This is a genomic window from Ketobacter sp., from assembly GCF_003671495.1.
Taxonomy (GTDB): domain Bacteria; phylum Pseudomonadota; class Gammaproteobacteria; order Pseudomonadales; family Ketobacteraceae; genus Ketobacter.
Map to the genome: position 1 here is coordinate 68,355 of NZ_RCHN01000022.1, position 26,654 is coordinate 95,008.

Here is a 26,654-nt window from a genome sequence, read left to right on the forward strand (position 1 = left end):
CCTAGAGCATGCTCTTGTTGCGCTGGGCCCAAAGATCCGATGCCATCTCAAAGGCGCGGTCTTGCTGGTCTGCCTGGCCCAGCAGCTTAAGCGCAATCGCCGTAGTGCCCACCACGGCAGCCTCACCATACTCGTGTTCTTGATCACCACGCCATACGGCTGCAAAATCCCTGAGATCCAACTCTGATTCCTTGACATGGCGTTTGCCGAACAGCGGCGGCCAGGTCTCGTCAAACAGCTCACCATCGCGAACGGATTGCACCAGGCACTCGATGTCCGGGTTACGCTCGATCTCACCAGCCTCACCCTTGATCACATCCACCCGGGCATAACCCAGGGCCTGCGCCGCCAGCTGGTGGACAGGGCGATACCCGGGGTGGAAGATGCCCTGAATGACGGCTGGCGCGTCACCGGGGTTCAGTAGCCTGGACAGGGTGTGAACCGGAGACCGCAACCCCATCACATTACGCAACTCGATGATCCGGTGCAGGGTGGGGCAGAGGTGCTCAAGGGGAAAATAGGTAAATCGGTGCTCGCGGATCTGGCTGGCGCACTCGCTCCAGCTGGAGGCAACGCCCAAGCCCAACTCCTGTAATACATCTTCGGTGTAAATCCGGTCGATGGTGTGGCCGCTGGCGCCGTGGATGAATACCGAATGGCCCTGTTCAGCCAGCAAAAATATGCTGAACAAATACCAGGGAAAATGCCGTCGTTTACCGGCATAGGAGGACCAGTCCAGGTCCACCTCGATTTTGACTTCCGGTACGATGGATTCCCGTACCGCTTTTACGAAACCGAGCAACTCTTCCGGGCTTTCCTCTTTCACCCGCAGCAACATCAGGAATGCCCCCAGCTGCACATCCTGCACTTTGCCCGCCATGATCATCCGCATGGCATCATAGGCTTCCACCTCAGTAAGGGAACGGGAGCCCTTTTTGCCTTTCCCCAGGATGCGTACGTACTGCGCGAACGGGTGCTCGTGGGAGGGCGGTATGCTGGTCTTCATGGGTGTGGTCATGGCTACTACAGACAGTTGGTTGGTCGAGGTAATCCGGCCACCTTCGCAGCAAGCTTGGCGGGGCTGCCGGGGAACAGATGCATCAGGTAGATACTGTTGCCCTTGTCTTCTCCTAGCTTCTGTTTCACATACTTTACCAGTATTCTCATGGCGGGAGAATGCTCAAATTCGCTGTGGAATTGTTGCAGTAACTCGATGATTTCCCAGTGGCCTTCCGTTAATTGGATGCCTTCTGAGCGGGCAATGGTTTCGGCGACCGATGCGCTCCAGTGGGTCAAGTCCTGCAGGTACCCTTCTTTATCCACCGGGATGCTCTGTCCGTCCACCAGCATGATCCCCATGGTCAGAGCCAGCTCATGGTTTTCTGGTGCTGTGTCACCAGCTCGACGAACTGCGGAAACCCGACTGCAGTAGCAATATCCGGATCAATGCCAAGGCCGCGGGCATCAGCATCCGGCTGCAAAGCAAAAAGCCGGACGGCTGGGGGCAGGTCAGGGGTGAAAGCGGGGTTGGTGAGCAGCAGCACGCCGTCCTCAATCAGGATCAGGCTGTCCTCTGGCCCGAACGCACGCAGGCATTGGGTGAGCGCAGTATGCGTGAAAGGGCTCTGGTTAACGATGTGCAGAATCATTCCCATGGTGTGTATTTCAAAAGCTCAGCAGGTTGTCATAGGAAGCCAGCAGAGGGGCAATCTGGCTGGCCGGCAGCAGTGTGACATCGATCAGCAGGTCCTCCTGGCACAGGCCCCGGCTATGCAGATCCTCTTCGCATACATAAACGTCGGAAATCTCATAAAGCCCCAAGGACTGGAAAATGGGTGCCGTTCGTTTCAGGTCTGCGGTGCTGGGTTGTTGCCCCTGTTTGAGCTGGAAAACCCCGTCTTCCAGGAACAATAACCCCACCGGCACCCCAAACGCCGCGCTGGCCAGGGCCGCATCCAGGGATTCCCGGGTGGCCTGGCTGGAATGAGGGCCCTTGGTGTTAATAAAAAGTGTGCTGCGCATGGGAGTACTGCTCATATTGATTATCCGATTCAGGCGCCAAAGGTAACCAGGCGATCTGATTCCAGGCCGGCTTCCACCAACTGCCCCAGACCCGAAAGCAGGAAGCCCTCAGCCAGATTGTGGGATGACTTCTCATAGCGTTCCGCTTCGCTGGCGTTGATGATTCCCCGGCGCAGGCAGGCGGAAATACAGACCACAAGCTCCACCTGGTGGGTGTTCGCCAACACCTGCCACTCCCGATAGAGATCGGCTTCGTCCTGGGGTGGCACTGCCAGCCGGGTGCCCACCAGCACGCCATCCCCGGAGAAAAATACCCGCTTGATGCGGTGCCCGGCGGCCAGGGTGGCCTGGCAGAAGCGCAAGGCAGTGAGCGCGCTTTGGTGGCTGTAAGGGGCTGTGATGACGTGAATGGCGAATATCATGGGCTGGTTCGAGTCGGTGTCCGATTTTGGCGGTTTACGTATCCGGGATCTTTTCCGTTCTGCCATAATAGGTTCCGGAAATTTGAAATCAAGAGTGAAGACCAGGCTCCCTGGACTGTAAAGCACCGGAATTTAAAGTTTTCCTTCACAGAATCATGGGTTTGCTATATTATTTGCGCCTCCTCACCGGTGAGCTGGCTGAGTGGTTGAAAGCAGCGGTCTTGAAAACCGCCGTAGGTTAATAGCCTACCCGGGGTTCGAATCCCTGGCTCACCGCCATTTTCCTTTCTTTCGTTGTCCATAAATCCAAGTTGACTATACTGAAATCTGGTCACCCCGTTTGATTTTGGGGTGTATTTGCTCGCTAAGTGTCTGCCCTGGCTGAACTTTACCGGTTCTTGGGTAAGACCTGCCAAATTGGGTGCATGGATTTCCGGTAGTATGACCCATACTTTCGCTGGCGGTTGCCGGCTCGCGCTTCTATTCAGCCTGATGGGCTGGCTCAGTGCATCGGCTGCGTTTGGCAGTGCGTTGCATGTGGACACCACTGCACAGCAATACGCGGTGGAATCCCACGTTGATTACATTCTCGATGAGGGGTGGGATTTACAGAGTTTTCGGGCGCGCGAAGGGCAACTGTCATTCTCACGCAGCTCCACCGGTGCCCTGACCTTCGGCTATGTGAACGCGGCTTACTGGATGCGACTCCGATTGCATAACGACGATCAGCTGGATCATCGCTGGTTGTTGGAGCTATCCGGGCTGAGCCGTGCCGTGGACCGGATTGAAGCCTACATTCCTGACCGGTTCGGCGTGTATCAACGACATCTTTCCGGCGATACGGTACCGTTCCACCAGCGCACCATCCGCCACCACAGTGTGCTGTTTCGGGTTGAGTTGCCGGCAGAGCAAACCCGCACCGTCTATCTGAAGGTGACCACCAACGGCACGCTGCAGTTACCAATGACGTTGTGGTCAATGGATGCTTACCTGGAGTCCGAACACCACGATACGCTGATGGAAGGGATGTTCTACGGCATCCTGGTGATCATGCTGTTTTACAACGGCTTCATTTATTGGTCGGTGAAGGATCACAGCTATCTGTACTATGTCTGTTATCTGGTGTGCGTGCTGGGGTTCTCTCTGTCCATCAAGGGTGTGGGCTATGAATATCTGTGGCCGGACTACCCGCTGTGGAACAACAAGAGCAATCTGATTTTTGCCACGGTTGGGATCTGGTTTGTTCTGCTGTTTGCCCAGAGTTTTTTGAAAACGGCGGAATATACGCCCCACATCCACACCGCTATTCGGGTGCTGCTCTATACCGGCGCCAGTTGCACCATTTCCCTGGTGGGGTTGAGCCACTATCACGCGGCGGCGATTCTGGCAGTGCAATGCAGTGCTTCCATCATTGTGGTGATCGTGGCGGCGTCGCTGTCGCTGAAGCGGGGCTTTACGGCGGCCCGCTATTATCTTCTGGCCTGGCTCAGCGTGCTGGTGTCCATTCTGTTGTGGATTCTGAACAGCGCGAATGTTTTGACCTCCTATTGGGCGGGGGCCTATCTGTATCAGATCGGTATTACATTGCAGGTGCTGCTGTTTTCATTCGCGTTGGCGGATCGAATCAACCTGATGCGTTCGGAGCGGGAGGCGGCCCTTAAGCTGCAACTGGATCATTCCAGGAAGCTGGTCTCCATGTCGGAAATGTTCGAGCGTTTTGTTCCCAAACAGTTCCTCAACAAGATCGCCCGTTCGGGAATCGAAAATATCGAATTGGGGCGAGCGGATGTGGCAGAGGTGTCCATCCTGTTCGCCGATGTGCGGGGTTTCACCGCCATGTCGGAAGCGCTGCAACCCCAGGAACTGTTGAATTTCCTGAATGCCTATCTGGAACGGATCGATAAGGTGATTCACGATCACGATGGATTCATCGACAAGTTCATCGGTGATGGCGTGATGGCCCTGTTCGAGAATGAACAGAGTCAGGTGGGTGCGCTCAACGCGGTGAATGCCGCCATCCGAATGCAGAAAGCGGTGGAACTGTACAATGAGCATCGGGCCAATTGTGGCTATCCGCCCATACGTATCGGCATCGGCGTGAACACTGGTGAGGTGGTTTATGGCACGGTGGGTTCCCATGACCGTATGGATTCCACCGTGCTGGGAGACAACGTGAATGTAGCCGCCCGCTTGCAGGACCTGACCAAGCTGTTGCGGGCGCGGGTGGTGATCTCCGATCACACCCTGGATATGGTGGGCAAAGGTCATGGCCTGATTGTGCGCGAGGTGGGGGACGTCCGGGTAAGGGGGCGGCGGGAGCCGGTGCACATCTTTGAGGTGCTGAATGCGGACAGCGAGCAGGATAAGGCTGCCAAGCTGCACACCCTCAGCGACTACCGGCTGGCGTATGACAATTATCGGAACGGTCGTTACAAGGAGGCTGAACGGCTGTGGTTGGATTGTCTGGACATCAACCCTACCGATACTGTTGTGCAGTATTTAATTGAACAATGCCGCACCAAAATGGGCTAAACCACTAAGGCTGTTACGGTGCAATCATCCGAATCACCAATAATTAAGCAGTCCGATTGTGACTTTTTTACTAAAGCCGTGACACCTCCATCGTTATGATTTTTATTGCCCATTGGGACTGTGTCAGGTGCTACAGTCACCACGCCGGTATTCGGCAGCGGATGAATTTTAGATTACAATTATCGTAATTGAACCGGTTAAGGATACCGGGCTTGTTGGTGTGGGGTTAGTGTGTGATTAAGGTTTTTATCGTTGATGACCATGATCTGGTGAGGACCGGCATCTCCCGAATGCTGGCAGACGTGGCGGGTATCAAAGTGGTGGGTGAAGCCGCCAGCGGCGAGGACGCCCTCAAGGTAATTCGGGACCTGAACCCGGATGTGGTGCTTATGGACGCCAAGATGCCCGGCATTGGTGGCCTGGAGGCGACCCGGAAGCTGTTGCGGCAGAATGCCGATGTGCGTGTAATTGCCGTGACGGCCTGCGGTGAAGAGCCATTCCCAAGCCGGTTTCTGCAGGCAGGGGCGTCAGGCTACCTGACCAAGGGCGCGGCTATGGATGAAATGGTGAAAGCCATCCGGCTGGTGCACTCCGGGCAACGTTATATCTCCCCGGACGTGGCTCAGGAGCTGGCCCTGAAGCCATTCCGTAATGATTCCGCGTCGCCCTTTGATCAGCTCTCGGAACGTGAGATGCAGATTGCAATGATGATCGTCAACTGCCAGAAGGTTCAGGAGATCTCAGACAAGTTGTTCCTGAGTCCGAAGACCGTGAACAGCTATCGTTATCGCCTGTTTGAGAAATTGGGCATCAATAGCGATGTGGAATTGACCCTGTTGGCTGTTCGCCACGGTATGCTCGATGTAGAATCCCTGCCCAACAGCTAGTTGGGGCAGCCTCATTAATATCGACGCTTTTCTAAAATCACTGACAACCCACCCCGGGGTCTATCGCATGCTCGATAGCGATGGGGAGGTGTTGTACGTGGGCAAAGCCAAAAACCTCAAAAACCGCGTCACTTCCTATTTCCGCAGCCGCCAGCAGAGCCCGAAGACAGCAGCCCTGGTGGAAAAAATCGTTCAGATAGAGGTGACCGTCACCAACAGTGAGACGGAAGCCCTGCTGCTTGAGCAGACGCTGATCAAGTCGCTGAAACCCCCTTTTAATATCCTGTTACGGGACGACAAATCCTATCCCTATATCTATCTGTCGGACCAGGAGTTTCCCAGGCTCGCGTACTATCGAGGCGCGAAAAAGCTGCCCGGCCGTTTTTTTGGTCCTTACCCCAGCGCCGCATCTGTACGTGAAACCCTCAACCTGCTGCAGAAGGTGTTTAACGTCCGCCAGTGTGAAGACAGTTTCTACCGCAATCGTTCGCGCCCCTGCCTGCAGCACCAGATCGAGCGCTGCAAGGCGCCCTGCGTAGGATTGGTGTCTGCGGAGGAATACGCTGAAGACGTACGCCATACCATCATGTTCCTGGAAGGCAAGAGCCGGGAGATTCGCGGGGAACTGACCCGGGCCATGGAGGCGGCATCCCAGGCCCTGGAGTTTGAAAAGGCGGCCAAATACCGGGATCAGTTGGAGGCCTTGACCCACATTCAATCCCAACAGTTCGTGGAAACGGACTCGGGCAATGCGGATGTGTTTGCGGTGGCGCTGAAGTCCGGGTTGGCCTGCGTACAGGTGGTGTACGTGCGCGGTGGGCGTGTTATGGGCAACAAAACCTACTATCCGGGCCTCAAGGCTGAGTTGTCTGTCGCGGAGATCCTGGATGAATTTGTACCCCAGTATTATCTCGGTGGCCAGGGGGGGCGGGATTTACCACAGACCATCATTGTGTCCGAGCCTTTTGAATCACAGGGTGCACTGGTGGATGCGTTGCGGCAGCAGCAAAACGTTAACATCAATGTCAGTACCAATGTGCGTACCGCCCGCCGGGGCTGGTTGCGTCTGGCTCAAACCAATGCCGAACAGTACCTGTCCAGCCACCTGGCAAATCGGGAGAACCTGTTCAAACGCTTCGAGTCCCTGCGCGATGCACTTGCTTTGGATGAAACGCCGCAACGTCTGGAATGTTTTGATATCTCCCACACTCAGGGCGAGCGCACCGTGGCCAGCTGCGTGGTGTTTGAGCACAGTGGCCCGGTGCGCAATCAGTACCGTCGCTTCAACATTGAGGGCGTCACCGCGGGAGATGACTATGCTGCCATGGAGCAGGCGCTCACCCGGCGTTACACCCGTCTCAAGAAGGGTGAGGCCAAGCTGCCGGATATTCTGATCGTGGATGGGGGTAAAGGTCAGCTCAAGCAGGCCAGGGGGGTCCTGTCCGATCTGCAGGTGCAAGGGGTGCTGCTGCTGGGTATCGCCAAGGGAGAGACCCGTAAGCCGGGCCTGGAAACCCTGTTTCTGGAGGATTCCGGCCCTGGATTCGAGCTGGAACGGGATTCCCCGGCACTGCACTTGATTCAGCATATCCGGGATGAGGCCCATCGTTTCGCCATCATGGGGCACCGCCAGCAGCGGGACAAAAAGCGCACCCGCTCGGTATTGGAGGATATACCCGGGATCGGCCCCAAACGGCGCAAGGAACTGCTGACGCATTTTGGTGGTATGCAGGGCCTGGCGCGGGCCAGCCAACAGGAAATTGAGAATGTGCCGGGCATTAATAAGAAAATTGCAGAAGACGTTTATGCTGCGCTCCACAATGTTTAGAATGCTGTGTTCAATGTGATCAGAAGAGACCAGTTAATGCAGCAGGTTGCTGGAAAAGCTACATTACTTACCATTCCTAACCTATTGACTTTGCTAAGGATTGCATTGATTCCGGTGTTTGTGGTGGTGTTCTATCTGCCCTATCACTGGAGTGCCCTGGCGGGGGCGGTCATCTTTGCCCTGGCCGGTATAACCGATTGGGTAGACGGTTATCTGGCCCGTAAAATGGGGCAGAGCACCAAGTTGGGAGCGTTTCTGGACCCGGTTGCTGATAAGTTGATGGTGGCGGCCGCCCTGGCGCTGTTGGTGGAGGCCCATGCCACTGCGCTGTTGTCCATTCCCGCTATCGTGATCATCAGCCGAGAGATCACCGTCTCCGCCTTGCGCGAATGGATGGCGGAAGTGGGGAAGCGGGCCAGTGTGGCGGTGTCGTTCGTTGGCAAGGTGAAGACCACGGTGCAGATGATTGCCATTACCGGATTGTTGGCCAATGAGCCGGATATGGAGTACTGGGTTGTGTGGTTGGCCTATTTGCTGCTGTATGTGGCAACCGGCCTGACATTGTGGTCCATGCTGGTGTACCTGAAGGCGGCCTGGCCAGAGTTAAAGGAATAGTATTGAAGAATCAAGTTATTGAGAAATAATAGAAAATTTTCAGTTGACTCCGTTTGATCGGCAGGTAGAATAAGCAACCCACAAAGCAGCAAGCCAGATTTTTGTGGCCATTCGTTTTTGTGGTCTGTGTGCGGGAATAGCTCAGTTGGTAGAGCACAACCTTGCCAAGGTTGGGGTCGCGAGTTCGAGTCTCGTTTCCCGCTCCAAATTTCAAGGTATTAAGGCGCGATAGCAAAGCGGTTATGCACTGGATTGCAAATCCACGTAGGCCGGTTCGACTCCGGCTCGCGCCTCCATCCTCTCAGCCTTTGATGACGTTCTTCTTTTCCTTGAACGCTTTCACGTGATCCATCAGGGCCCGTTCCATATCATCCATTTCGACGTTTTTGGTTTTCAGCACCTTTTCGCCGTCTTTTGGTGATTGGCCTTTGTAGATGTAAAGGCTTTCCAGCATGATTTTTCGTACCGGGGAGTGCTTGTCCAGGCCACGTTCCTTGCAGATGATGTCCACGGACATCTCGAACGCCTTGTCATAGCCGTGACGATCAATGGATATGGTGCGGAACTTGGGTTTCGACAGGCCTTCGGTATTTACCCGGATTTCAAACACATGGGCAGGCTTGCGGCCTTCGCGATAGCGGACCCTTTCCTTCAGGCCGACAATCTTGCCGTCCGCGTGAACCAGGCGTTCGATGGTAAGGTCTTTACGCATGAAATGGGCCCGCTGCCGCTGCGCCAGTTCCAGGTCTTTGGCCTGGGCTTCCTCCAGCGTGGACAACAGTTCTTCCTCATTGAGGTAGCGCCCGTTTTTCTTCAGGGGGTAATAGACTTGGTGCTCTTTGCTGTTCCAAGCGCGATAAACGCGGATATAGTCTTCGCTGACTGAAATCGCCATAGTGATATAAATACTCTAACGAATTGAAATTAGATCATCCCTTTCTAAAGACATAATTGCCAACAAAAAGAGATATTTCAACTGTTGCAATAAAGCGTTGATTACTCAGGGGGTACTCCATATAATTCCCAGCTCTTTGAAAGCAGCTACCGCTTCATCCCGCCCGGGTGGCGAAACTGGTAGACGCAAGGGACTTAAAATCCCTCGGTGGCAACACCGTACCGGTTCGATTCCGGTCCCGGGCACCATTCCCCAGCGGCCCATGCTCCTGATTCACCCGCTCCCCTGCAATGGCCAAGCGCCCCCTGTCGAAACTCCATAATCTCAGATCAGGCCAGTTCTTTTAAGTGAATTTTCAATATTTTAGGCACTACTATCATCTTTATCCGCCGATCACTTTGTGTTGTGGAGGCGGCCAGGGCCAGCTCCACACCGCTGCGGGTCAGGATAATGGTCAGGAATCGGACTGATACTGCTGCTTCAACCGGTTCAATTCTTCCAGTATTTCCGGTGGCAGGTGTTCACCACTGGACCCTCCATAGTAGAAGTAAAGATGGTTTTCGTATTCATTCAGGCACTTACCTGAAAAAGGGGAAGCCTTGAGGTGAATGCATTCCTTCAGGTAAAGATGGGCCAATGACAAATCGATCTGATCCCCCAGGGCCCGTTCCAGTATGGATAAGAGATACAACGCACGGGCGGTATCGTTGCGACTCAGTTTGGTCCGCAAGGTTTGATGCAATTGTTGCCGCCAGAGTAACGCTTTGGGGCGGTTCTCTTCCTTAAAGATAAACTCGTGTTCCAGGGTGAATTGCTCACTGAAGGCCTGATAAATTTCGGTTTCCAGCTGCGCCAAAGTAGGGGCGCTGAATGAGAGCTGGACCAGGCCGGTGAGCCAATGCTGAATGACCTGCTTGGTCTCCAGATTCAATTGTTGCAGTTGCAGTGCTTGGTCCAGCATGGTCTTGGCCGGTTGGGTATCCTTTCTGGTGATCAGCGTAATATCCAGGAGTCGCTCCAGGGTCTTGCGCGACTGAATTCTTGAGCGCTGGATTGCCGGTTCCTTCAGATAGTGTTCATAAGCCGATTGCGCCTGCTGATAGTTGCGCAGGTAGTAATTAAACTCGGCAAAACTGTAGTCGTTGGCGAACTCGGAGCGGTCCAGTGACAGGTTGACGGCACTGGGGCGTCCATCCTGAATGTGGCAGCTGCTGCACACCACCGGGACCCCGGACAACAAATATTGCGACGTGGCATAGGCTTGGCTCTGGTAAAGCGATTGCGCCTGTTTGAGGGTGGTCAGCAGGCTTTGCTGGGAAATCTGCATGGTGATGGCGTGGTCGTTGAGTAACCTGGGCGTGGCCTCAATTACCTGGATCAGGCTGTTTATATTTTGCTCTATGGCTTTCTGATTCTTTTGGTCCCGAAAGGCGCTGTCGTTGTAGATGAAGGGCATCAACTGGGTGAGCGAACGGGCGGCTGTTTGCATTTCGTTTTGCAGTTTCTCGCCCGCAGCGTGGAGCCCATTGGTGGACAGGGCCAAAACGAGCAGGCAGAGCAGGTGGATCGGTTGTTTCAGCGTCATGGTGGTAATTTGCCCTTGAGAAGTTGGTTTTATCGGGGTTAATGGGCGTATGATTAACAAATAAATAGAATAATTTGTAGCGGCTACGGTCAATATTTCGTGTAAAAGCGATAAATATCCTATATTTAGATTGAGGATACATGAGGACGTGACCATGAAAGCAACCGGTTTAGAGCGGGTTCATATGCTTCAGAACGTGCCAACGTTCGGCGGCATCAATGATGACGTGCTTTCTTTCCTGTTGAGCCACTCCAAAACCAAGGAGCACAAGGCCGGTGAGGTGATCTTTCGAGAGGGGGATTACACCGCGTCCATGTATGTGATCGAGGATGGCGAGGTGGCCATCTATAAACAAAAAGCCGGTGAAGACTGTTTGATGGTGATCCTTGGGGAAGGGGATTGCCTGGGGGAAATGGCCCTGTTTGATTACATGCCCCGCAGTGCGTCTGCCCTGGCCAAGTCCGATTGCCGCCTGATCGAAATCACCTCCCAGAACCTGTACGAAATTTATAAAAAAGATATGGAGCAATTTGCCCTGATTCAAATGAATCTGGGGCGTGAAATTGCGCGCCGTCTTCGTAAGGCCGACGAGCTTTGTGTGAAGTGCCCGTTAAGGTCTGATGCCGAAGTGAAAACCTTCCGTCAGTGTCAATAAGAATGATAACAGGGGTACCAGAATGGACGATGTTAAAGACCAGAAAAAGGAAAACAAGGCGTTGTTTGCACCCAGCCGCAGATTGGAATGGTCCGCGCCGTTTCGCTGGCTGAAATTGGGTTGGGAGGATTACAAGAACGCCCGCCAATTAAGCATTGCCTATGGTCTGTTTTTCGCGGTGGGTGGTTTGCTGTTGTCCTCGTTAGTGGTGCGTTATTCCAGCACCATTTTTTTGTTCAGCGTGGGCGTGTTCTTTATCCTGTTGGGTCCGCTGATGGCATTTGGACTCTATGATGTTCCCAGGCAAATTGAGCATGGTGAGAAACCGACACTGAAGCATTCGTTGTGGCAGATCCGCAATAGTGCACCCAATCAGTGGATCTTTGCGGTCGTGGTGTTTGTGCTTGCGTTGATCTGGATGCGGGCGGCCACCATTATCCACGTTTTCTATCCGGAAGGGTCAGAGCCTACGCTCGAAGAGCTGCTCACTTTTTTTGCGGTGGGCACATCGGTTGGAGCGTTTTTTCTCGGGTTGGTTTTTGGTATCAGTGCGTTCTCGTTGCCCATGATGGTGGATCGCAAAGTGGATGCCATCTCGGCTTCTTTATCCAGCCTGGGCGCCGTGATGAATAATATGTGGGTGTGTGCCCTGTGGGCGTTCCTGATTTTTGCGTTGGTGGTGTTCGGTTTTGCTACCGCGTTTCTGGGTTTTATCCTGGTGCTGCCCGTGATTGGCTATGCAACCTGGCACGGTTACGAGGATGTATTGGAGTGAGCCAGGCAAGGGGAGCGGCCCGGCTCATTTGTTTCCCTGCAGGGCATTGAAGGCGATCAGCTCTGTGAGTTTGGGGATCAGTTGTTTGGGAAAGTCGTGGCCCATACCCTGAATCAGTTCCAGCTTCGCGTGTTTGATGGCCTTGGCGCTGGCTTTGCCGCCTTTGCAGTGCACCAGCGGATCATGGGTGCCGTGAATGATCTGGGTCGGGCTGTTGATCCGTGATAGCAAACGCTTGAATCCACCGGTGGCAATGATGGCGTGACTCTGGCGCAGGTAACCTGCTGGCCGATAGGATCGATCGTAGTCTGCCGCCATGCGTTCCAGCACTTCAGATTCCGGGGTGGGAAATTTGGGGCTGGATACTTTTTTCCAGAACTGCAGGGACCGTTTGATGGCGGTCTCTTTATCATGTCCTTTCTTGACGCCGTAGCCTGCCAGATTCAACAAAATATCCCAGCGCGGCAGTGGCAGGCCCGGTTCGTTGGTGGTGGACATAATGGACGTCAGGCTCAGGGTGCGGTGGGGGTGGAGTGCGGCAAACAGTTGGGCGATCATGCCTCCCATTGAGGCTCCCACGATGTGGGCCTGGCGAATTCCAAGTGCATCCAGCAGCCCTGCCGTATCACTCACCATGTCATAGAGGGTGTAGTTGCTGTTGATGGGCAGACCCAGGCGTGAGCGCAGTAAGGCATTGGGCAGGTCCGCCCGCAGGCCGCTGTTCACTACGGCCGACAAGCCGATATCCCGATTGTCAAAACGGATCACCCGAAAGCCTTCGTTGACCAGGTTGTCCACCAGCACCTGGGGCCAGAGGGTTAACTGAGAACCCAGCCCCATAATCAGGAGCAACGGTGGGTCTTCCTGGTAGCCCTCGTCCTGGTAGTGAATCTTGATGCCGTGGGCCAGGGCTTCTCCCCGGCGGACAGTGTGATGTGGGCTAAATGCGGCCTTTGCTTCCATTGTTCGATGTTCCACCGTGGGTGGCTGCCAGCATGTAGCTGACGGCAGTGGATTGAGTTGTGGCGTATGTCTTGGTGAATGGGTTTAACGATACCCCTGTCTGCCATACGGTGTCCAGATTATGGGTCTTTAACAGGGTGTGCAGGTTGGCGGGGGGCACAAACTTGCGCCATTGGTGTGTTCCCCGTGGTAGCAGATTAAGGATGTATTCGGCACCCACAATACCGATCAAATAGCTCCGGATCGTGCGGTTAAACGTGGAGATGAACATGGTGCCCCCCGGCGCCAACCGCTGGCAGCTGGCGGCCAGGAAAGCATCCAGGTTGGCGACGTGTTCCACCACTTCCATGTTGAAAACCAGATCAAAACGTTCATCCAGGGAATCCACTTCCTGGTGCAGGTAACGGATGTCAAGTCCGCTGCTGGCTGCGTGTTGGCGTGCGATCGCAACATTGTTTTCGGCCATATCCAGGCCTGTTACCTGGGCACCCAGGCGGGCCAGGGATTCCGATAAAATGCCGCCGCCACAGCCAATATCCAGCGCCGTCACCCCGTTGAGCGGTTGTGAGTGTGCTGCATCAACAACACCCCGTTGTTGCAGTACATCCAGGATCACCTGCACCCGGAACCGGTTCAGCAGGTGCAAGGGCCACATGGGCCCTGTGCTGTCCCACCAGGTGGAGGCCAGCCGGTTGAATTGCGCAATCTCTTTATCGTCTGTGGTGCCTGGTGATGTCATGTCACCACTCGGTAGCAAGGCGTATAGGTGCTGGTACCGATTTTCATGCGGTTCTGGCTTACGAAGGTTCTCAGCAGCATGTCCAGGGCCTGCATGATTTCCGGGTCACCACTCAGTTCGAATGGACCTTTTTCCCTTATCTGGATCAGACCCTGTTCCTTCACGTTACCGGCCACGATGCCGGAAAACGCCCGGCGCAGATTGGACGCCAGCGTGTGAATTGGCTGATCTTTCCGCAAATCCAGCTTGGCCATGGATTCGTGGGTGGGCTCGAATGGAATTTGCAGATCCGGAGGAATGTCCAGCTTCCAGTTAAAATAGAAAGCATCTTTTGAGTTGCGGCGGTATTCCAGCACCTGATCAGCGCCCTGGCGTACGGCGCGGGCCACTTCACTGCAATCAGCCGTGATCACCTGGTAGCAGGATTGGGCTTCTGCACCCAGCGTGGAACCGATGAATTGATTGATGGTATCAAAATAGGCTTTGTTGTCAGCGGACGCAGCGAAGATCAGGGGCAGGGGGATTTCCCGATTGGTGGGATGCAGGAGCACACCCAGAATATACAGAATTTCCTCCGCGGTACCGACCCCGCCCGGGAACACAATGATGCTGTGGGCGACCCGGACAAACGCTTCCAATCGCTTCTCGATATCGGGCATGATCACCAGTTCGTTGACAATGGGATTGGGCGACTCGGCGGCAATGATGCCCGGCTCTGTAATGCCGATGTAACGGCGGTTTGGTATATGTTGTTTGGCATGACCGATGGTGGCTCCCTTCATGGGGCCTTTCATGGCGCCGGGACCGCAGCCGGTGATGATGTTCATATCCCTGAGCCCCAGTTGGTAACCCACCTCTTTGGTGAAGTCATACTCCTCGCGGCTGATGGAGTGACCACCCCAACACACCACCAATGGATTGATATCGCCTTTGCGTACGATGTTCGCGTTGCGCAGGATGTGGAAGACGGCATCCGTGATGCCATCCTGGGTGGTGAGGTTGAAGCGGTCGGAGTTGCGGATCTCGTTGGTAATGTAGACCACATCCCTCAACACCGAGAACAATTGTTCCCGGATACCCCGTATCATCTTGCCATCCACAAAGGCGGAGGCCGGGGCATTGGAAAGCTGTAATTTGAGCCCTCTGGCCTGGCGGATAAAGCGGATATCGAAATCCTTGAAGTGCTCCATGATTTCGCTGGTATCGTCCGTGTTGTTGCCGGTGTTGAGTACGGCCAGGGCACAACGGCGGAAGATTTTGAACAGCTCAGCATCAGTCTGGTTGACCAACTGGTTCACCTCAGTGGGTGAGAGCAGCTCCAGGGCCGCTTCCGGAGACACCGTGGTAAAAGGAACTTTATCGATCTCGGTCATGTGGAATTTGCGTCCTTGTTGAAGTAGGGATGCACGGAAAGGGATGCAATGTAGAGCCAATTATTCTAGGATCTAGTGAGCGATTTGCCCCTTAACTATAGCAGTTTGGGGTTTCAATTTCTGTATCATGCACCTGGGGATGTGAACTGACAATGGATATTCAGGCAGTAGCGACGCAACCATTCGACGGGCAAAAACCTGGAACTTCCGGTTTGCGCAAGAAAGTTGATGTTTTTCAGCAGCCGCATTACGTGGCGAATTTTACGCAGGCCATTGTGAACGCATTGTCACCGGAGCAGCGCGGCCGTCTGGTGGTGGGTGGCGATGGTCGGTATTTTAATGCCGAAGCGATCCAGGTCATTTTGAAAGTGTTGGTGGGCAATGGCATCCGCGAGGTCCTGGTGGGGGCCGATGGGATACTCTCCACTCCGGCTGTTTCCAATCTGATTCGAAAAAGTAAAGCGGATGGTGGCATTGTGCTTTCTGCCAGCCACAATCCCGGTGGTCCCGGTAAGGACTTTGGCATCAAGTTCAACAATGCCAGTGGCAGCCCTGCACCGGAGAACATCACCCAAGCCATTTATGACCAGACCCGTTCCATCAGCGAATACCAATGGGCGGATCTGCCGGAACTCAAACTGGAGGCGGGTTCCGAGTACACTTTCCTGGACACCAAAATTCGTGTTGTGGACAGTGTGGATGACTATGCCGCCTTGATGCAGACCTTGTTCGATTTTGACCGGATTGGTGATGCCATTCGCTCAGGAGGGCTCAGTGTGTGTTTCGATGGCATGCACGCGGTGACTGGCCCTTATGCCCGCAGGATTTTTGGCGATCTGCTGGGCGTGTCCCAGGATCGGTTGTGGAATTGTGATGCGTTGACGGATTTTGGCGGTGGACATCCGGACCCGAACCGGGTGTACGCGAAGACCCTCTACGATTTTATGATGGGGGAGAGCGCCACGGATTTGGGTGCGGCGTCGGATGGGGATGGTGACCGCAACATGATCATGGGGCGAGGGGCGTTTGTCAGTCCCAGTGACAGCCTTGCGCTGATCGCTCAACACCACCAGAGTATTCCCCAGTTCAAGTCCGGTTTGGTGGGGGTGGCCCGTTCGATGCCAACCAGCACGGCGTTGGATCGCGTAGCGCAGCACCTCAACATTTCCTGTTATGAAACCCCCACCGGTTGGAAGTTTTTCGGCAACCTCCTGGACCAGGGCCTGGTGCGCCTGTGTGGAGAAGAGAGTTTTGGGACCAGCGGAGATCATGTGCGGGAGAAGGACGGTGTTTGGACGGTGCTGTGTTGGCTGAGCATCCTGGCGGACAAGCAGGTTTCGGCTCAGGAGTTGCTTGCGCAGCATTGGACCAGCTTTGGTCGCAGCTACTACTGTCGACATGATTACGAAGGCCTGGACGCGGATAAGGCCCAGACCATCATCGATCAACTGGCTGGCGCTAAGGGCAAATTGTTGGGGCGCAAGATGGGGGCGATGTCAGTGGCGGATGTGAACGTATTCCGCTATGAGGACCCGGTGGATGGTTCTGTGTCCGAAAACCAGGGTGTGCGGGTGGTGTTTGATGATCATTCCAGGGTGGTGTATCGACTGTCCGGGACTGGCACGGACTCGGCGACGCTGCGGGTTTATCTGGAGCAGATCGAGCGGGATGCGCAGAATCAGGGGGCCGATGCCATTGTCTACAACGAGTCTCTGGGGCAGTTTGCCAACGACATTGCCGATATCCAGGCAACCACCGGCTTGTCTGAGCCCACCGTAAAGACCTGACGCAGTTGACTTGACGGGGCGGGGTGGTTTCAACACAATCCGTCTCTCATTGATTGAGGATTGATTACAATTGTATGAAGACAAGTGAGTTGACAGGTCGGGCGCTGGATTACGCCATGTACAAGCATGCCTGCAAGGTATCCGGCAAGAATCCAACAGATGCCGAATTCGATCAAGGCTATAAAAGCGGGCAGTTCCACTTTCATCAGGATAAGGCGTTACTGCTGGATCTGGTGGAGACATACAAGATCAATACCCAGTATCTGGCGCAGGAATGGCTCGCTTCTACGGCGCAAGGCAGCTCCTGGGGGGAGACGCCCCTGGTGGCGGTCTGCAGGCTGGTTCTGACCCTCAATCGATAACCGGGCAGAATCTCAGCACTGTGGGTAGGGGATTGCTATACTGACTTATTGCATAGACCTTGTTCAGAATCAAACGCTTGATTGAGGCTTTGGGTGAGTCATTCTTTACTTAGAATTCAACTGCTTAAGAAACTCTGGGTGCACCTGACCCCACGAGAGGTGTTTGGGCTGTCGTCGCCGGACAAAATCCAGCGGGCAGGCCAGTCTCTGGGGGAGGTGCGCCGTAGTGAGCTGTCCCACATTCTGAATGTCGAGCGTCAACTGCATGAGCTGCGGCGGGGCCATGCCACTCTGGATCCATCCGGCAAGATCATCCGCTCCGCCGAAATCCGTGATATCCGTGAAGTGAAGTTCGCCTCGATCATCGAGAGCAGTGAGCAGGTGGAGGTCGAGCAACAGGCCCTGCCGGACATCGCCAAGCTCATCGACAATGCGGTGGAGGTTAATCGTTATGATGCTTTGGAGCGAATGCTGCGCTTGCAGAAGTTGGTGCTCCTGACGGAACGTATCATCCTGGGCCTGGAGCTGGCGGAAATCGACAAGGGCGCGCTGGATCGCCGCTGGTTTACCCGCTGGAAACTGAATGCTGGTGAGGCCTCCAACGGCGCGCTCCAGCAGTTGTGGGCGAGAATCCTGGTGCGGGAGCTGATCAATCCCGGCACCACCAGTCTGCGGGCGCTGGAGCATCTGTCCTGTTTCAGCCTGGAAGACGCGGAAGGGCTAAGTAAGCTAGGGGCCTGGGTGTGTGGTGATTTTATCTACCGCAGTGCCTTGCAGGGGTTGCCCCGTGAGTTCGATATGGACCTGTTTGAACGCCTTGAAGAGCAGAACATTCTGCGGGGCGTGCACGGTAAAGTCCTGAGCAAAACCCTGTTGAGCCAGTCTGAATCCCACTTTGTGCATGAGGTTACTCTGGCTGATAAAACAATCAGGATTGAGTCACCGCAACCGCGCCCAGAACTCCATGTGCCGGCTTACATGATCTCGAGAGTTGGCCGGGAACTCATCAGTTTGGTGAGTGTGGCCGCGGATGGCGCCTATCTTGAAGCCATGGTGCAGGATCTACATGCCCGGGGCATGAGCGTTTCGATAGCCCAGCAGCCTGGCCGCTCCAATCACACCAATATCATCTAATACCGTAAATTCCCTACGTTTTTCCCAAAACTTACTAAACTTACAAAAATGACTAATCAGTTGGTTTGGGGTGTGGTTGTGGAAAAGCGCGAGTTGTCTCCTGACAGAGTTGATATCGACGCCGTCCTGAGCTTCGGAGAAAGCGAAGGGGATCTATGCAAAATCAAAGAATATGATCAGGAATCGGTGATCGTTTCGATCCCGGATCAGCGCTATCTGCAATTTATTCAGCAGAGTGTGACCGAGCTTGAGTCTATAGTGACCGTGACGTTCAAAGCCAGAACCCGTTACGTGGCATTGGACTGTATCGTATTCAAAAAGAATGCGGCTGAACTGAAGCTCAAGTTTGTACATCCGAATCCCAATAATCAGGAATGGTTCAAGCAAGCGGTGCAGGCCAGTGAGCAGAGCAAATCCAGTGAAGCACAAGGCAGTCAGGATCTGAGTACGAAAAATCTCGCCGCTGCGAAAAAATCCAACCTCATCAAGCTGACTAATGGCCGCGCCAAAGCCTTTCTTGAAGATCGCTTCGGTGATTTCCTAACGGTGCTTAACGAAACCCTGCTGAGTGACGCTGAAGTTCAGAGCAATGATGCCGCACAACACCAGTATTTTGATGCCATCGCCGGCTTTAAGAAGCTGGCCCCCCGCATGTTGAGCCAATTTGAAGGTGCGATTTCTGCGGATGCCTCGGATGTGGCGAATGGGCGTTGGCGCCCCAAAGATAAAGAAATGCGTGAGGACAGTGATGCGGCTTTGTCGTTGGTGGAGAAAGATGAGTTTGAAGACTGGCTGATCGTGCGGGTGGCAACTTCCCGTACGGAATTGCAGTTCCGCGACATATTGATTGAACTGCAGTTGCGTCTTGATGTGGCGTTCGGCGGGGAGGGTGGTGGACGCATCTACAATCCTTACGGACCTTCCGCGTACTGTCACAGCTTTTACCAATGCATCCGCCCTTTGCGCCTGTCCCATAAAGTGGAACGCCTGGTGTTCAAGGTTTTCCAGGAACGCATCCTCTCCGATCTGGGGACTTTGTATAAAGCGCTCAACAACATACTGATTGACGCTGACGTGCTTCCTGACATTAATGTCACCAAATACCTGGCCAACCAGGCGTTCAAAAACCGCAACGGAAAAACCACTCAACAGCCCACTGAGACAGTCAGCGGACAGGATCAGGCCGAGGCGCTGACCAATCTGAGTAGTGCGGCGAGCAATGCAGCCACTGCAGGCACCCCCGGGTTGGACAGCAGTATGGCAGCGCAGGCGGCGTTGGCTAGCACTGCGGCGGGTTCGTTCAGCTCTGTGCAGGAAGGGCTCGCCCGGGCGCGCAATGCCTATTCCACTGCCAGCCGGTTATGGCGTTTACACAGCGATCAGTCCAGTGGTGATGCGGCGCCGGCGCGAAATGAATCTCCGGAAATGAACGCCAGCATCGCCAACGAGTATAACCAGGCCCTGCAATCGGTGCGCAGCCAGGTCGTGGAAGGGGTGGCGAACCTGGATTCGCCGGGTTCCCTGAAGCACTATATTGCCCAGGCCGCTGGCTCCGGTTCTCCGCTTTCGGAGCAACACTTGCAGTCAGCCGATATGGTGGAGACGCTGTTCTCCAATATTGTGGAAAGTGATCGTATTGATCAAAGTCTGCGGTCGGACCTGCGTAAGCTGGAAGTGCCCTTACTGGAGGTTCTGCTCAATGATCCGTCCTTGTTCACCGCCGATTTCCACCCCGCTCGCCAGGCAGTGAACTACATTGCTCTGTTGTCTGATCGAGGCAGCATTAATCTAAATCAGAACAAGCCGGTTATTCGGGAATGCATCAATGAGCTGGTGAATACCGGGTGCAATGATGCCGCAGGCATGCAGCAGGTGGTTGAAAGGCTTGATGCCCTGGTTGAGAAAGAACGTAAGCTGATTGAGCGCAACCTGAGTCGTGTTACCGAAGCCTGCAGTGGCCAGGAAAAGGTCAAGATGGCCAATGTCACGGTTGAACGCGAGCTGCAGCGGCGATTGGAAGGCACGCCAATCCCGGTGGCCATTCTGCATTTGATTGATAACGGATGGCGCGATCTGATGCGTTTGTGTTATTTCCGTGAAGGTATGGGAAGTCGAGCCTGGGACATGACACTGATCGTGATAGATCAGCTGTTGTTACGGTTGATGCCGGGCGCGTTCGACGCTGAAAAGATTCTGTTCAAATCGGAAGAATTGATCAAGTTGATTCGAAAAGGCTTGTCCAAGGTGGAGAAGGGCGGCGGCAACGCCGGATGGGTGGTGTCTGAGCTGGATAATCTGCTGCATGGTGAAGCGGGAGAGAAAGTGCCTGTCTCCAGCTACACCGGCCAGCATGGCCTCGAGGAAAATCAGTCGCAGCGCCTGGAGAAGCTGGGCGTTGCCGATGATGATAAATCGGTACACCGCTGGATGCGGCGCGCCAAGAGCCTGAAAGAAGGGCAATGGCTGGAATTTGATGTTAATACTCCAAAGTCGGTTTTGAACCAGTTGGCCTGGATTTCAGAACAGTGTGATCGCTTTGTGTTCGTTAATCATCATGGCATGAAGGTGCATGACATTTCGCTGGAAGAACTGGCACTCAAGTTGAAGACCGGAGACGTTCTGGTGTTAAGCGACGAAAGCATGCCGGCGGTAGAGAAAGGCTTGGATGCGTTGATCCAGAAGATATACGACCAGCTGGCGTTCGACTCTGCCCATGATCAGCTGACCGGCCTGAAAACCCGCAAGGAGTTCGAGCGCTGCATCGCGCAATCGGTTGCCAGAGCCAAGAAAAACGACACCTATTACGTACTTATTTTTGTGGATATCCTCCAGTTCAAAGTCATCAACAACACCTGTGGTTACGAGGTCGGGGATAATTTCCTGCGTGAGATCGCCAATCGCATCAAGAGTGTTGTGTATGAAGAAGCCATGATCGGGCGCATCGGTGGGAATGAGTTTGGTGTTCTGATCCCTATCGAAAATGAGAAAAAAGGCTATTTGATTGCATCGGAAATCAAGACGGCAATCGAAGAAAAACGGTTTGTGTCCGGAGATCAAAGCTTCGCCATCACAGCGGTGGTATCCCTGGTAGGCTTCGACAAGGATAATAACCAGGTTCTGGAATTGTTGCGGTCGGTGGAATCCGCTGCCGAAATTGGTAAAAAAGCCGGCTACAAAGATATCCAGTTGGTTCGCCCTGGTGACGAAAAAATGGAAGAACGGGATGAGGTAATGTCCTGGGTGGCCCGTATTAATCGCGCCCTGGATGAGGGTAACCTCAAAGTACGTTGCCAGATGATCTATCCCATCATGAGCGGCACCCGTGGCTTGCCCCATTTCGAAGTATTGCTTACCGTAGTGGACAAGAACGGTGAACATTTACCCCCCGCCGACTTTATCAAAGCGGCGGAGGAATACAGTCGAATGGGGTCCGTTGACCGTTGGGTTATCGAAAGGGTACTCACCTGGATGTTGGACAACAAGGAGATCGTCAACCAGCTGGGTGGATTTTCGATTAACCTGTCCGGGCATTCCCTCAACGATGAAACCTTCCTGGATTTCATATTCGAGTCCCTGGTGCGCTACCAGGTCCCAAGGGAAAAGCTGATCTTTGAAATCACAGAAACGACCGCGGTCGCCAACCTGGAGGATGCGGCGGATTTCATTAATGAAATGCGTGGCATCGGCTGTCGGTTCTCCCTGGATGACTTTGGCGCTGGCCAGTCCTCCTACGCTTACCTGAAACGGCTGCCGGTGGACTTTATCAAGATTGATGGGGCCTTTGTTAAGAATATTTCGGAAGACGATGTGGATTATGCTCTGGTGAAATCCATTACCGAAATGGGGCATTTCCTGGATAAGAAAATTGTCGCGGAATTCGTGTCATCCGAAGAGATTCTGGAAGTGGTACGTGACATTGGTGTGGATTACGTGCAGGGCTTCTATCTTGGCAAACCCGTAATGATTGAAGACCTGGAGCACTCTCTGGAGCCCAGCCATATGGTTGCTTGAATACCGACACGCTGGTCAATGGCGGCCGCTGTGGGTAGAGTATAGGAAACTCCATTACCAGCGCGGCCACCATGAAAGTTAATATCGACAACCTCAAGCGCAGCCACCAGATCACGCTGTTCGCAATCGACGGCGTTATGCTGTTACTCATATCCTTGAACCTGATCTGGATTATTTTCGATACGCTTTTTGCCAGTGAATTCATCCGCCATGGATTAACCTGGTTGATGCCTGGCTTCTCGCAGTTCTATGGTGAGAAAATTCACCCTGATTTTGTCACCTATGACCTGATTTTCGTGGCGATTTTCCTGACCGAGTTCGTGATCCGGTGGATTGTTGCGATTATCCAGAAGACTCACCATCGCTGGTTCTTCTTTCCATTTGTGCATTGGTACGATCTGGTGGGGTGTATTCCGGTAGGCTCCTTCCGTTGGTTGCGACTGTTGCGGGTGATATCCATCCTGTATCGGCTGAACAAGTATGGTGTGATCGACTTAAAGAACTCGGCACCGGGCCGCTTCCTGATCAAGTACTACAATGTACTGGTGGAGGAAATTTCAGATCGGGTGGTGGAAAACGTGTTAAGCGGGGTACAGGACGAAGTCCGACAGGGAAGCCCGGTTGTGGATAAAATCCTTACCGAAGTCCTGATTCCCCAGAAAACCATGATTGCCAACTGGCTGACTGTGAAGATCAACGAAATATGCGATGACGTTTACCTGCCAAACCAGGCCGCGCTCCGAGCCTATATCGAGGATTCCTTTTCAGATTCCTTGTCCCAAGACCCGAAGGTGGCTGCCCTGGAGACCGTTCCCGTGGTGGGGCCAAAACTGGTGGAGGTAATTGACCAGACCATCAGCGACGTGGTGTTCAATATAGTGAATGGTCTGTTGCTGGATATCGGGAAACAGGAGACCGATCAACTGGTGACAGAACTGCTGGATGGCGTAATTCATAAATTGCTGCAACCTTCCGATGAACTGAATGCCGCCAGCAAGAAAGTGATGCTGGAGGCGATCGACATCATCAAGGATCAGGTGCGTATACAGCGTTGGCGGCAGGAAGCGATATCATGATGAAATTTGACGAATACCGGGCCATGGACGCCACGGACCTTGCGGGTCAGATTGCCTGCGGGAATCTGTCAGCAGAAGAGGTTCTGGATTGCGCTATTGATCGTGCGTTGGCGGTCAACCCCAAGATCAATGCGATCGTGACCCCGTACTATGATGACGCCCGCCAGTATGTAAAGGCCAGGCCATTAACGGGAGTATTCGCCGGCGTCCCCATGCTGCTGAAGGATTTGGTGGGGGAGTGGAAGGGGCATGTGACCGGCAATGGCAGCGCCGCATGCCGTTATGATGTGTCCACGCGCACCAGCACCTTGTTCCAACGTTATTCCAGCATGGGGACGGTTTTTATCGGTAAAACCAACACGCCGGAGTTCGGGTTGTTGGCTACCACAGAGCCCCTTGCCAACGGTCCCAGCCTGAATCCCTGGGATCTGACCCGATCCAGTGGTGGGTCCAGCGGCGGTTCGGCTGCGGCCGTGGCAGCAGGCATTGTACCAATGGCATCTGCCGGTGACGGCGGTGGTTCCATTCGCATTCCCGCTTCTTGTTGTGGGCTGTTCGGTTTAAAACCCAGTAGAGGGCTCATTCCTTCAGGCCCCTATGGCGAATTATGGGATGGCGCTGTGTCTGAGCATGTCATTACCCGTTCGGTACGGGATTCCAAAGCCGTTTTGGCCGCCAGCATCGGAGCTGACTACTTCTCCCATAGCCCCAGCCTGGTTGACTGGGAGACGCTGTCTGCGCGTTATGACGAAAAGAAGCCCCTGAAAATCGGTTATACAAATCAGTCTTTCTATGGAGGGACCGTGCATCAGGATTGTGTTGATGCGGTTTCTCACGGCGTCACAATTCTGCGGAATCTTGGGCACGAAGTGGAGGAAGTTGAATTGACGCTCGACGCAGAAAAGCTCATGAACTGTTATGGGGACATTTATACTGCACACGTTAATGCGGATGTCACGGAGTTGATCCGGCGCTTTGGAAAAAGGTTCGTGCGGGACCACATTGAACCGTTGACCTATTTTATCTATCAAATAGGCACGCGTTTTCCTGCTGGAAAGTTTGTGCTCTCCAAACGCCAGTGGAGCGCATTCAGCAACACGATGGAGGAGTGGCATAATCTGTATGATGTTCTGGTCACCCCTACCATGGCGGTGCCACCTTACAATATCGGTGAAATGGCCGGTACGACACTGGAAACGGCGTTCCTGAAATTGTCCAATCGCCTGCATGTGTCTGGCTGGTTTCCACCGGAATTATTGTATGCCGTCAGCAAGCAGCAGCTGCTGAAAGTGCCATTCACGCAACTGGCCAATTTGACGGGGCAGCCTGCTATGTCCGTCCCCTTGTACTGGAACGACGCTAACCTTCCCATCGGTGTTCAGTTTCTTGGTCGGCGCCTGGACGACCTGCGATTGCTGGCTTTGGCTTCGGCGCTGGAGGAGGCTGCACCCTGGTTTACAAAAGTTCCCGATCTTTAGGTAATGGCGAACTCTGATGTGGCATGCTCTGGTAAAGCCCGTCCCGGAAGATGGGTTTTAATATGTTCCTTGAGATTTTTATCCTGCACAGAACAGTCCACCAGAAACCCATCCAGCAACTTGACCACGCGTTTTAACTGCCATTCGAGCTCGTTAAGGATGAACAGAACGTCGGCTGTTTCCCGATAGGCGAAGGACAGCTTTTCCTGCTTCACTTGTTGCAACCAGCGCATATAGCCCTCATCCAGCACCCCTGATCCACGGACGATTCGGGTTACCTGATTCAGGATTGCGCGAGAACTTTGCAGAGGGCGGTGTTCAGTCTCGTCATCGATCTCGGCCATGATTCTTTCCAGGCTGCCCAGTAGCGAACACAGCTCACCGCTTTTCAATTCCAGCTTACTGATTTCCATTTCGATATTGCTGTCATTCAAGTGCGTGTCTTCACTCAATGAGGCCTTTTTCAACACGTTCACCAGAGCAGTGTAGGTTTTGTAGAAATGGCTTTCGCTATTGACCTGGATGAAGGGCAACAAATCTCTCAGACCGCGCTTATGCTTGATCAGGTTCCTTTGCAACACCGCAAACACACTGTCACACAAAGCCAGTATCTGGCTCTCCGGGGTGAGTTGATCGTCGAATTTACCCAGTGGATAGCCGGTGCCATCACAGCGTTCGTGATGCTCCAGCACGATGCGGGATACTCTTTTGCTGAGCTTGGGTACCGATTCCAGCACCCGCTGCCCGATCACTGTATGGGCCTGGATCTGACGCCACTCTGCCGGCGCCAGGTCCTTTTTGTTGAGTATGTTGGGAGCGATGTGCATCATGCCGATGTCATGACACAGTGCCGCAATAAAACATTCTTCGATCTGTTGCTCGCCAAGCTTCATCTGGCGGGACGTGGCCAGGCTCAACCAGGTAATACAAAGGGTCTGGTTATAGAGGTCGCGCATCTGCTCCCGCATAACGGTGAGCTTCTGGCGCACTACCGGATACTTCACCAGTTCCAGTGAAAGCTGTTTGAAGGGCTTTTCCAGAGCAAGTGCATCGTGGATCTGCTTTATTTCAGGATACTTCTGAATTTGTTCCTGCAAATCCCGATACAGCTCCTGGGGTGTCAAAGCGTTGTCCACATTGACGCTGGACTCAATGGGCTTCAGCAGCTTGAATTTGACGATCCGGTCCGACATCTGTCGGTTGATTCGAGTCCCTTTTTGAATCACCAGTGCGCCTTGGGCGTTGTATATATCCTCACTGGCAATCACCTCACGGGTGTCGCCGAGTTTGGCTAAGCGTCGCGCATACGTATTTTCTGCGCAGATATTGGAATCATTCATACTGCGATGGAATCAAGAGGGCGTTCATCTAAAGTTAGTCAATATTAGGTTGTCTATCAATTGAACAAAGCAACCGCATTAAAATTATGGCTATTTGTCGGAGAGGGAAACCCGTTTGGAATCAGTGTCCTGGCAATTTGTTTAGCCAGGCAGCCTGGGTAAAGCGGGATTTTGA

General features: G+C 53.8%; 23 protein-coding genes and 4 tRNA genes. 16 read left to right on the plus strand and 11 right to left on the minus strand.

Annotation, left to right across the window (positions count from 1 at the left end; all coding sequences use genetic code 11):
- Window position 1: 1 nt before the first annotated feature.
- The 5 genes from D9N14_RS11430 to tusD are packed head-to-tail and all read right to left on the minus strand — an operon-like array spanning window position 2 to window position 2,510.
- On the minus strand, window positions 2-1,006 hold the full coding sequence (locus tag D9N14_RS11430) for a glycosyl transferase family protein (RefSeq protein WP_290579711.1): 1,005 nt from the start codon (window positions 1,004-1,006) through the stop codon (window positions 2-4).
- A gap of 17 nt (window positions 1,007-1,023) precedes the next feature.
- Window positions 1,024-1,359: a TusE/DsrC/DsvC family sulfur relay protein gene (locus D9N14_RS11435; RefSeq protein ID WP_290579712.1), complete on the minus strand. Its 336-nt coding sequence runs from the start codon at window positions 1,357-1,359 to the stop codon at window positions 1,024-1,026.
- A gap of 2 nt (window positions 1,360-1,361) precedes the next feature.
- Window positions 1,362-1,655 carry a sulfurtransferase complex subunit TusB gene (tusB, locus tag D9N14_RS11440; protein ID WP_290579714.1) on the minus strand — a complete coding sequence of 98 codons (294 nt, stop codon included), beginning with the start codon at window positions 1,653-1,655 and terminating at the stop codon, window positions 1,362-1,364.
- A gap of 10 nt (window positions 1,656-1,665) precedes the next feature.
- On the minus strand, window positions 1,666-2,037 hold the full coding sequence (gene tusC, locus D9N14_RS11445; protein ID WP_290579716.1) for a sulfurtransferase complex subunit TusC: 372 nt from the start codon (window positions 2,035-2,037) through the stop codon (window positions 1,666-1,668).
- Window positions 2,038-2,051: 14 nt separating this feature from the next.
- On the minus strand, window positions 2,052-2,510 hold the full coding sequence (tusD, locus tag D9N14_RS11450; protein ID WP_317622614.1) for a sulfurtransferase complex subunit TusD: 459 nt from the start codon (window positions 2,508-2,510) through the stop codon (window positions 2,052-2,054).
- A 122-nt stretch (window positions 2,511-2,632) separates the two neighbouring features.
- On the opposite strand from tusD, the gene D9N14_RS11455 reads away from it, so the two are divergent.
- From D9N14_RS11455 to D9N14_RS11485, 7 genes are all read left to right on the plus strand, one after another.
- Window positions 2,633-2,723: transfer RNA gene (locus tag D9N14_RS11455), tRNA-Ser, on the plus strand.
- 162 nt (window positions 2,724-2,885) lie between these two features.
- Complete coding sequence (locus D9N14_RS11460; RefSeq protein ID WP_290579718.1) at window positions 2,886-4,976, plus strand: 7TM diverse intracellular signaling domain-containing protein; 2,091 nt, start codon at window positions 2,886-2,888, stop codon at window positions 4,974-4,976.
- Window positions 4,977-5,209: 233 nt separating this feature from the next.
- Complete coding sequence (uvrY, locus tag D9N14_RS11465) at window positions 5,210-5,863, plus strand: UvrY/SirA/GacA family response regulator transcription factor (RefSeq protein ID WP_290579720.1); 654 nt, start codon at window positions 5,210-5,212, stop codon at window positions 5,861-5,863.
- A 13-nt stretch (window positions 5,864-5,876) separates the two neighbouring features.
- The gene (gene uvrC / locus D9N14_RS11470; RefSeq protein ID WP_290579903.1) at window positions 5,877-7,691 is read left to right on the plus strand and encodes an excinuclease ABC subunit UvrC; all 1,815 of its coding nucleotides are present in this window, start codon (window positions 5,877-5,879) and stop codon (window positions 7,689-7,691) included.
- A gap of 36 nt (window positions 7,692-7,727) precedes the next feature.
- Complete coding sequence (pgsA, locus tag D9N14_RS11475; protein WP_290579722.1) at window positions 7,728-8,306, plus strand: CDP-diacylglycerol--glycerol-3-phosphate 3-phosphatidyltransferase; 579 nt, start codon at window positions 7,728-7,730, stop codon at window positions 8,304-8,306.
- A gap of 130 nt (window positions 8,307-8,436) precedes the next feature.
- Window positions 8,437-8,512 (plus strand) — tRNA-Gly (locus D9N14_RS11480).
- 16 nt (window positions 8,513-8,528) lie between these two features.
- Window positions 8,529-8,602: transfer RNA gene (locus D9N14_RS11485), tRNA-Cys, on the plus strand.
- A 5-nt stretch (window positions 8,603-8,607) separates the two neighbouring features.
- Here D9N14_RS11485 and D9N14_RS11490 read toward each other — a convergent pair.
- Complete coding sequence (locus D9N14_RS11490; RefSeq protein WP_290579724.1) at window positions 8,608-9,201, minus strand: hypothetical protein; 594 nt, start codon at window positions 9,199-9,201, stop codon at window positions 8,608-8,610.
- Window positions 9,202-9,362: 161 nt separating this feature from the next.
- Here D9N14_RS11490 and D9N14_RS11495 point away from each other — a divergent pair.
- A tRNA-Leu gene (locus D9N14_RS11495) sits at window positions 9,363-9,449 on the plus strand.
- 206 nt (window positions 9,450-9,655) lie between these two features.
- Here the strand turns inward: D9N14_RS11495 and D9N14_RS11500 are convergent.
- Entirely contained in the window at window positions 9,656-10,786 is a 1,131-nt protein-coding gene (locus D9N14_RS11500; protein ID WP_290579726.1) for a hypothetical protein, read from the minus strand.
- A gap of 154 nt (window positions 10,787-10,940) precedes the next feature.
- Between D9N14_RS11500 and D9N14_RS11505 the strand changes: the two genes are divergently transcribed.
- Window positions 10,941-11,441 (plus strand): Crp/Fnr family transcriptional regulator, encoded by a 501-nt coding sequence (locus D9N14_RS11505; protein WP_290579728.1) that lies wholly within the window; start codon window positions 10,941-10,943, stop codon window positions 11,439-11,441.
- Between the two features lie 22 nt (window positions 11,442-11,463).
- Window positions 11,464-12,216 carry a DUF2189 domain-containing protein gene (locus D9N14_RS11510; protein ID WP_290579730.1) on the plus strand — a complete coding sequence of 251 codons (753 nt, stop codon included), beginning with the start codon at window positions 11,464-11,466 and terminating at the stop codon, window positions 12,214-12,216.
- Window positions 12,217-12,240: 24 nt separating this feature from the next.
- Here D9N14_RS11510 and D9N14_RS11515 read toward each other — a convergent pair whose 3' ends face one another.
- From D9N14_RS11515 to ppnN, 3 genes are read right to left on the minus strand one after another with little or no spacing between them, the layout of a single operon-like run.
- On the minus strand, window positions 12,241-13,179 hold the full coding sequence (locus D9N14_RS11515; RefSeq protein WP_290579732.1) for an alpha/beta fold hydrolase: 939 nt from the start codon (window positions 13,177-13,179) through the stop codon (window positions 12,241-12,243).
- Entirely contained in the window at window positions 13,157-13,918 is a 762-nt protein-coding gene (ubiG, locus tag D9N14_RS11520) for a bifunctional 2-polyprenyl-6-hydroxyphenol methylase/3-demethylubiquinol 3-O-methyltransferase UbiG (protein WP_290579734.1), read from the minus strand. The genes D9N14_RS11515 and ubiG overlap by 23 nt, the downstream gene beginning before the upstream one ends.
- Window positions 13,915-15,291, minus strand: a complete 1,377-nt coding sequence (gene ppnN, locus D9N14_RS11525) for a nucleotide 5'-monophosphate nucleosidase PpnN (protein WP_290579736.1) — start codon at window positions 15,289-15,291, stop codon at window positions 13,915-13,917. The genes ubiG and ppnN overlap by 4 nt, the downstream gene beginning before the upstream one ends.
- A 152-nt stretch (window positions 15,292-15,443) precedes the next feature.
- Here ppnN and D9N14_RS11530 point away from each other — a divergent pair, with 152 nt between their 5' ends.
- The 6 genes from D9N14_RS11530 to D9N14_RS11555 all read left to right on the plus strand — a co-directional run bounded on the left by D9N14_RS11530 (window position 15,444) and on the right by D9N14_RS11555 (window position 25,139).
- Window positions 15,444-17,078 carry an alpha-D-glucose phosphate-specific phosphoglucomutase gene (locus tag D9N14_RS11530; protein ID WP_290579738.1) on the plus strand — a complete coding sequence of 545 codons (1,635 nt, stop codon included), beginning with the start codon at window positions 15,444-15,446 and terminating at the stop codon, window positions 17,076-17,078.
- Between the two features lie 74 nt (window positions 17,079-17,152).
- A complete protein-coding gene (locus tag D9N14_RS11535; protein WP_290579740.1) occupies window positions 17,153-17,440 on the plus strand; it encodes a hypothetical protein in 288 nt (95 codons plus the stop codon).
- Window positions 17,441-17,578: 138 nt separating this feature from the next.
- A complete protein-coding gene (locus D9N14_RS11540) occupies window positions 17,579-18,574 on the plus strand; it encodes a DUF2806 domain-containing protein (protein WP_290579742.1) in 996 nt (331 codons plus the stop codon).
- A 78-nt stretch (window positions 18,575-18,652) separates the two neighbouring features.
- Complete coding sequence (locus tag D9N14_RS11545; RefSeq protein ID WP_290579745.1) at window positions 18,653-22,585, plus strand: DUF1631 family protein; 3,933 nt, start codon at window positions 18,653-18,655, stop codon at window positions 22,583-22,585.
- A 71-nt stretch (window positions 22,586-22,656) separates the two neighbouring features.
- Window positions 22,657-23,661, plus strand: coding sequence for an ion transporter (locus D9N14_RS11550; RefSeq protein ID WP_290579747.1), 1,005 nt, complete (start codon window positions 22,657-22,659; stop codon window positions 23,659-23,661).
- Window positions 23,658-25,139 (plus strand): amidase, encoded by a 1,482-nt coding sequence (locus D9N14_RS11555; protein ID WP_290579749.1) that lies wholly within the window; start codon window positions 23,658-23,660, stop codon window positions 25,137-25,139. Before D9N14_RS11550 ends, D9N14_RS11555 begins: the two co-directional genes overlap by 4 nt.
- On the opposite strand, the gene D9N14_RS11560 is transcribed toward D9N14_RS11555, so the two are convergent.
- Window positions 25,136-26,479 carry an HD-GYP domain-containing protein gene (locus D9N14_RS11560; RefSeq protein WP_290579751.1) on the minus strand — a complete coding sequence of 448 codons (1,344 nt, stop codon included), beginning with the start codon at window positions 26,477-26,479 and terminating at the stop codon, window positions 25,136-25,138. The genes D9N14_RS11555 and D9N14_RS11560 overlap by 4 nt on opposite strands.
- Between the last annotated feature and the right edge of the window lie 175 nt (window positions 26,480-26,654).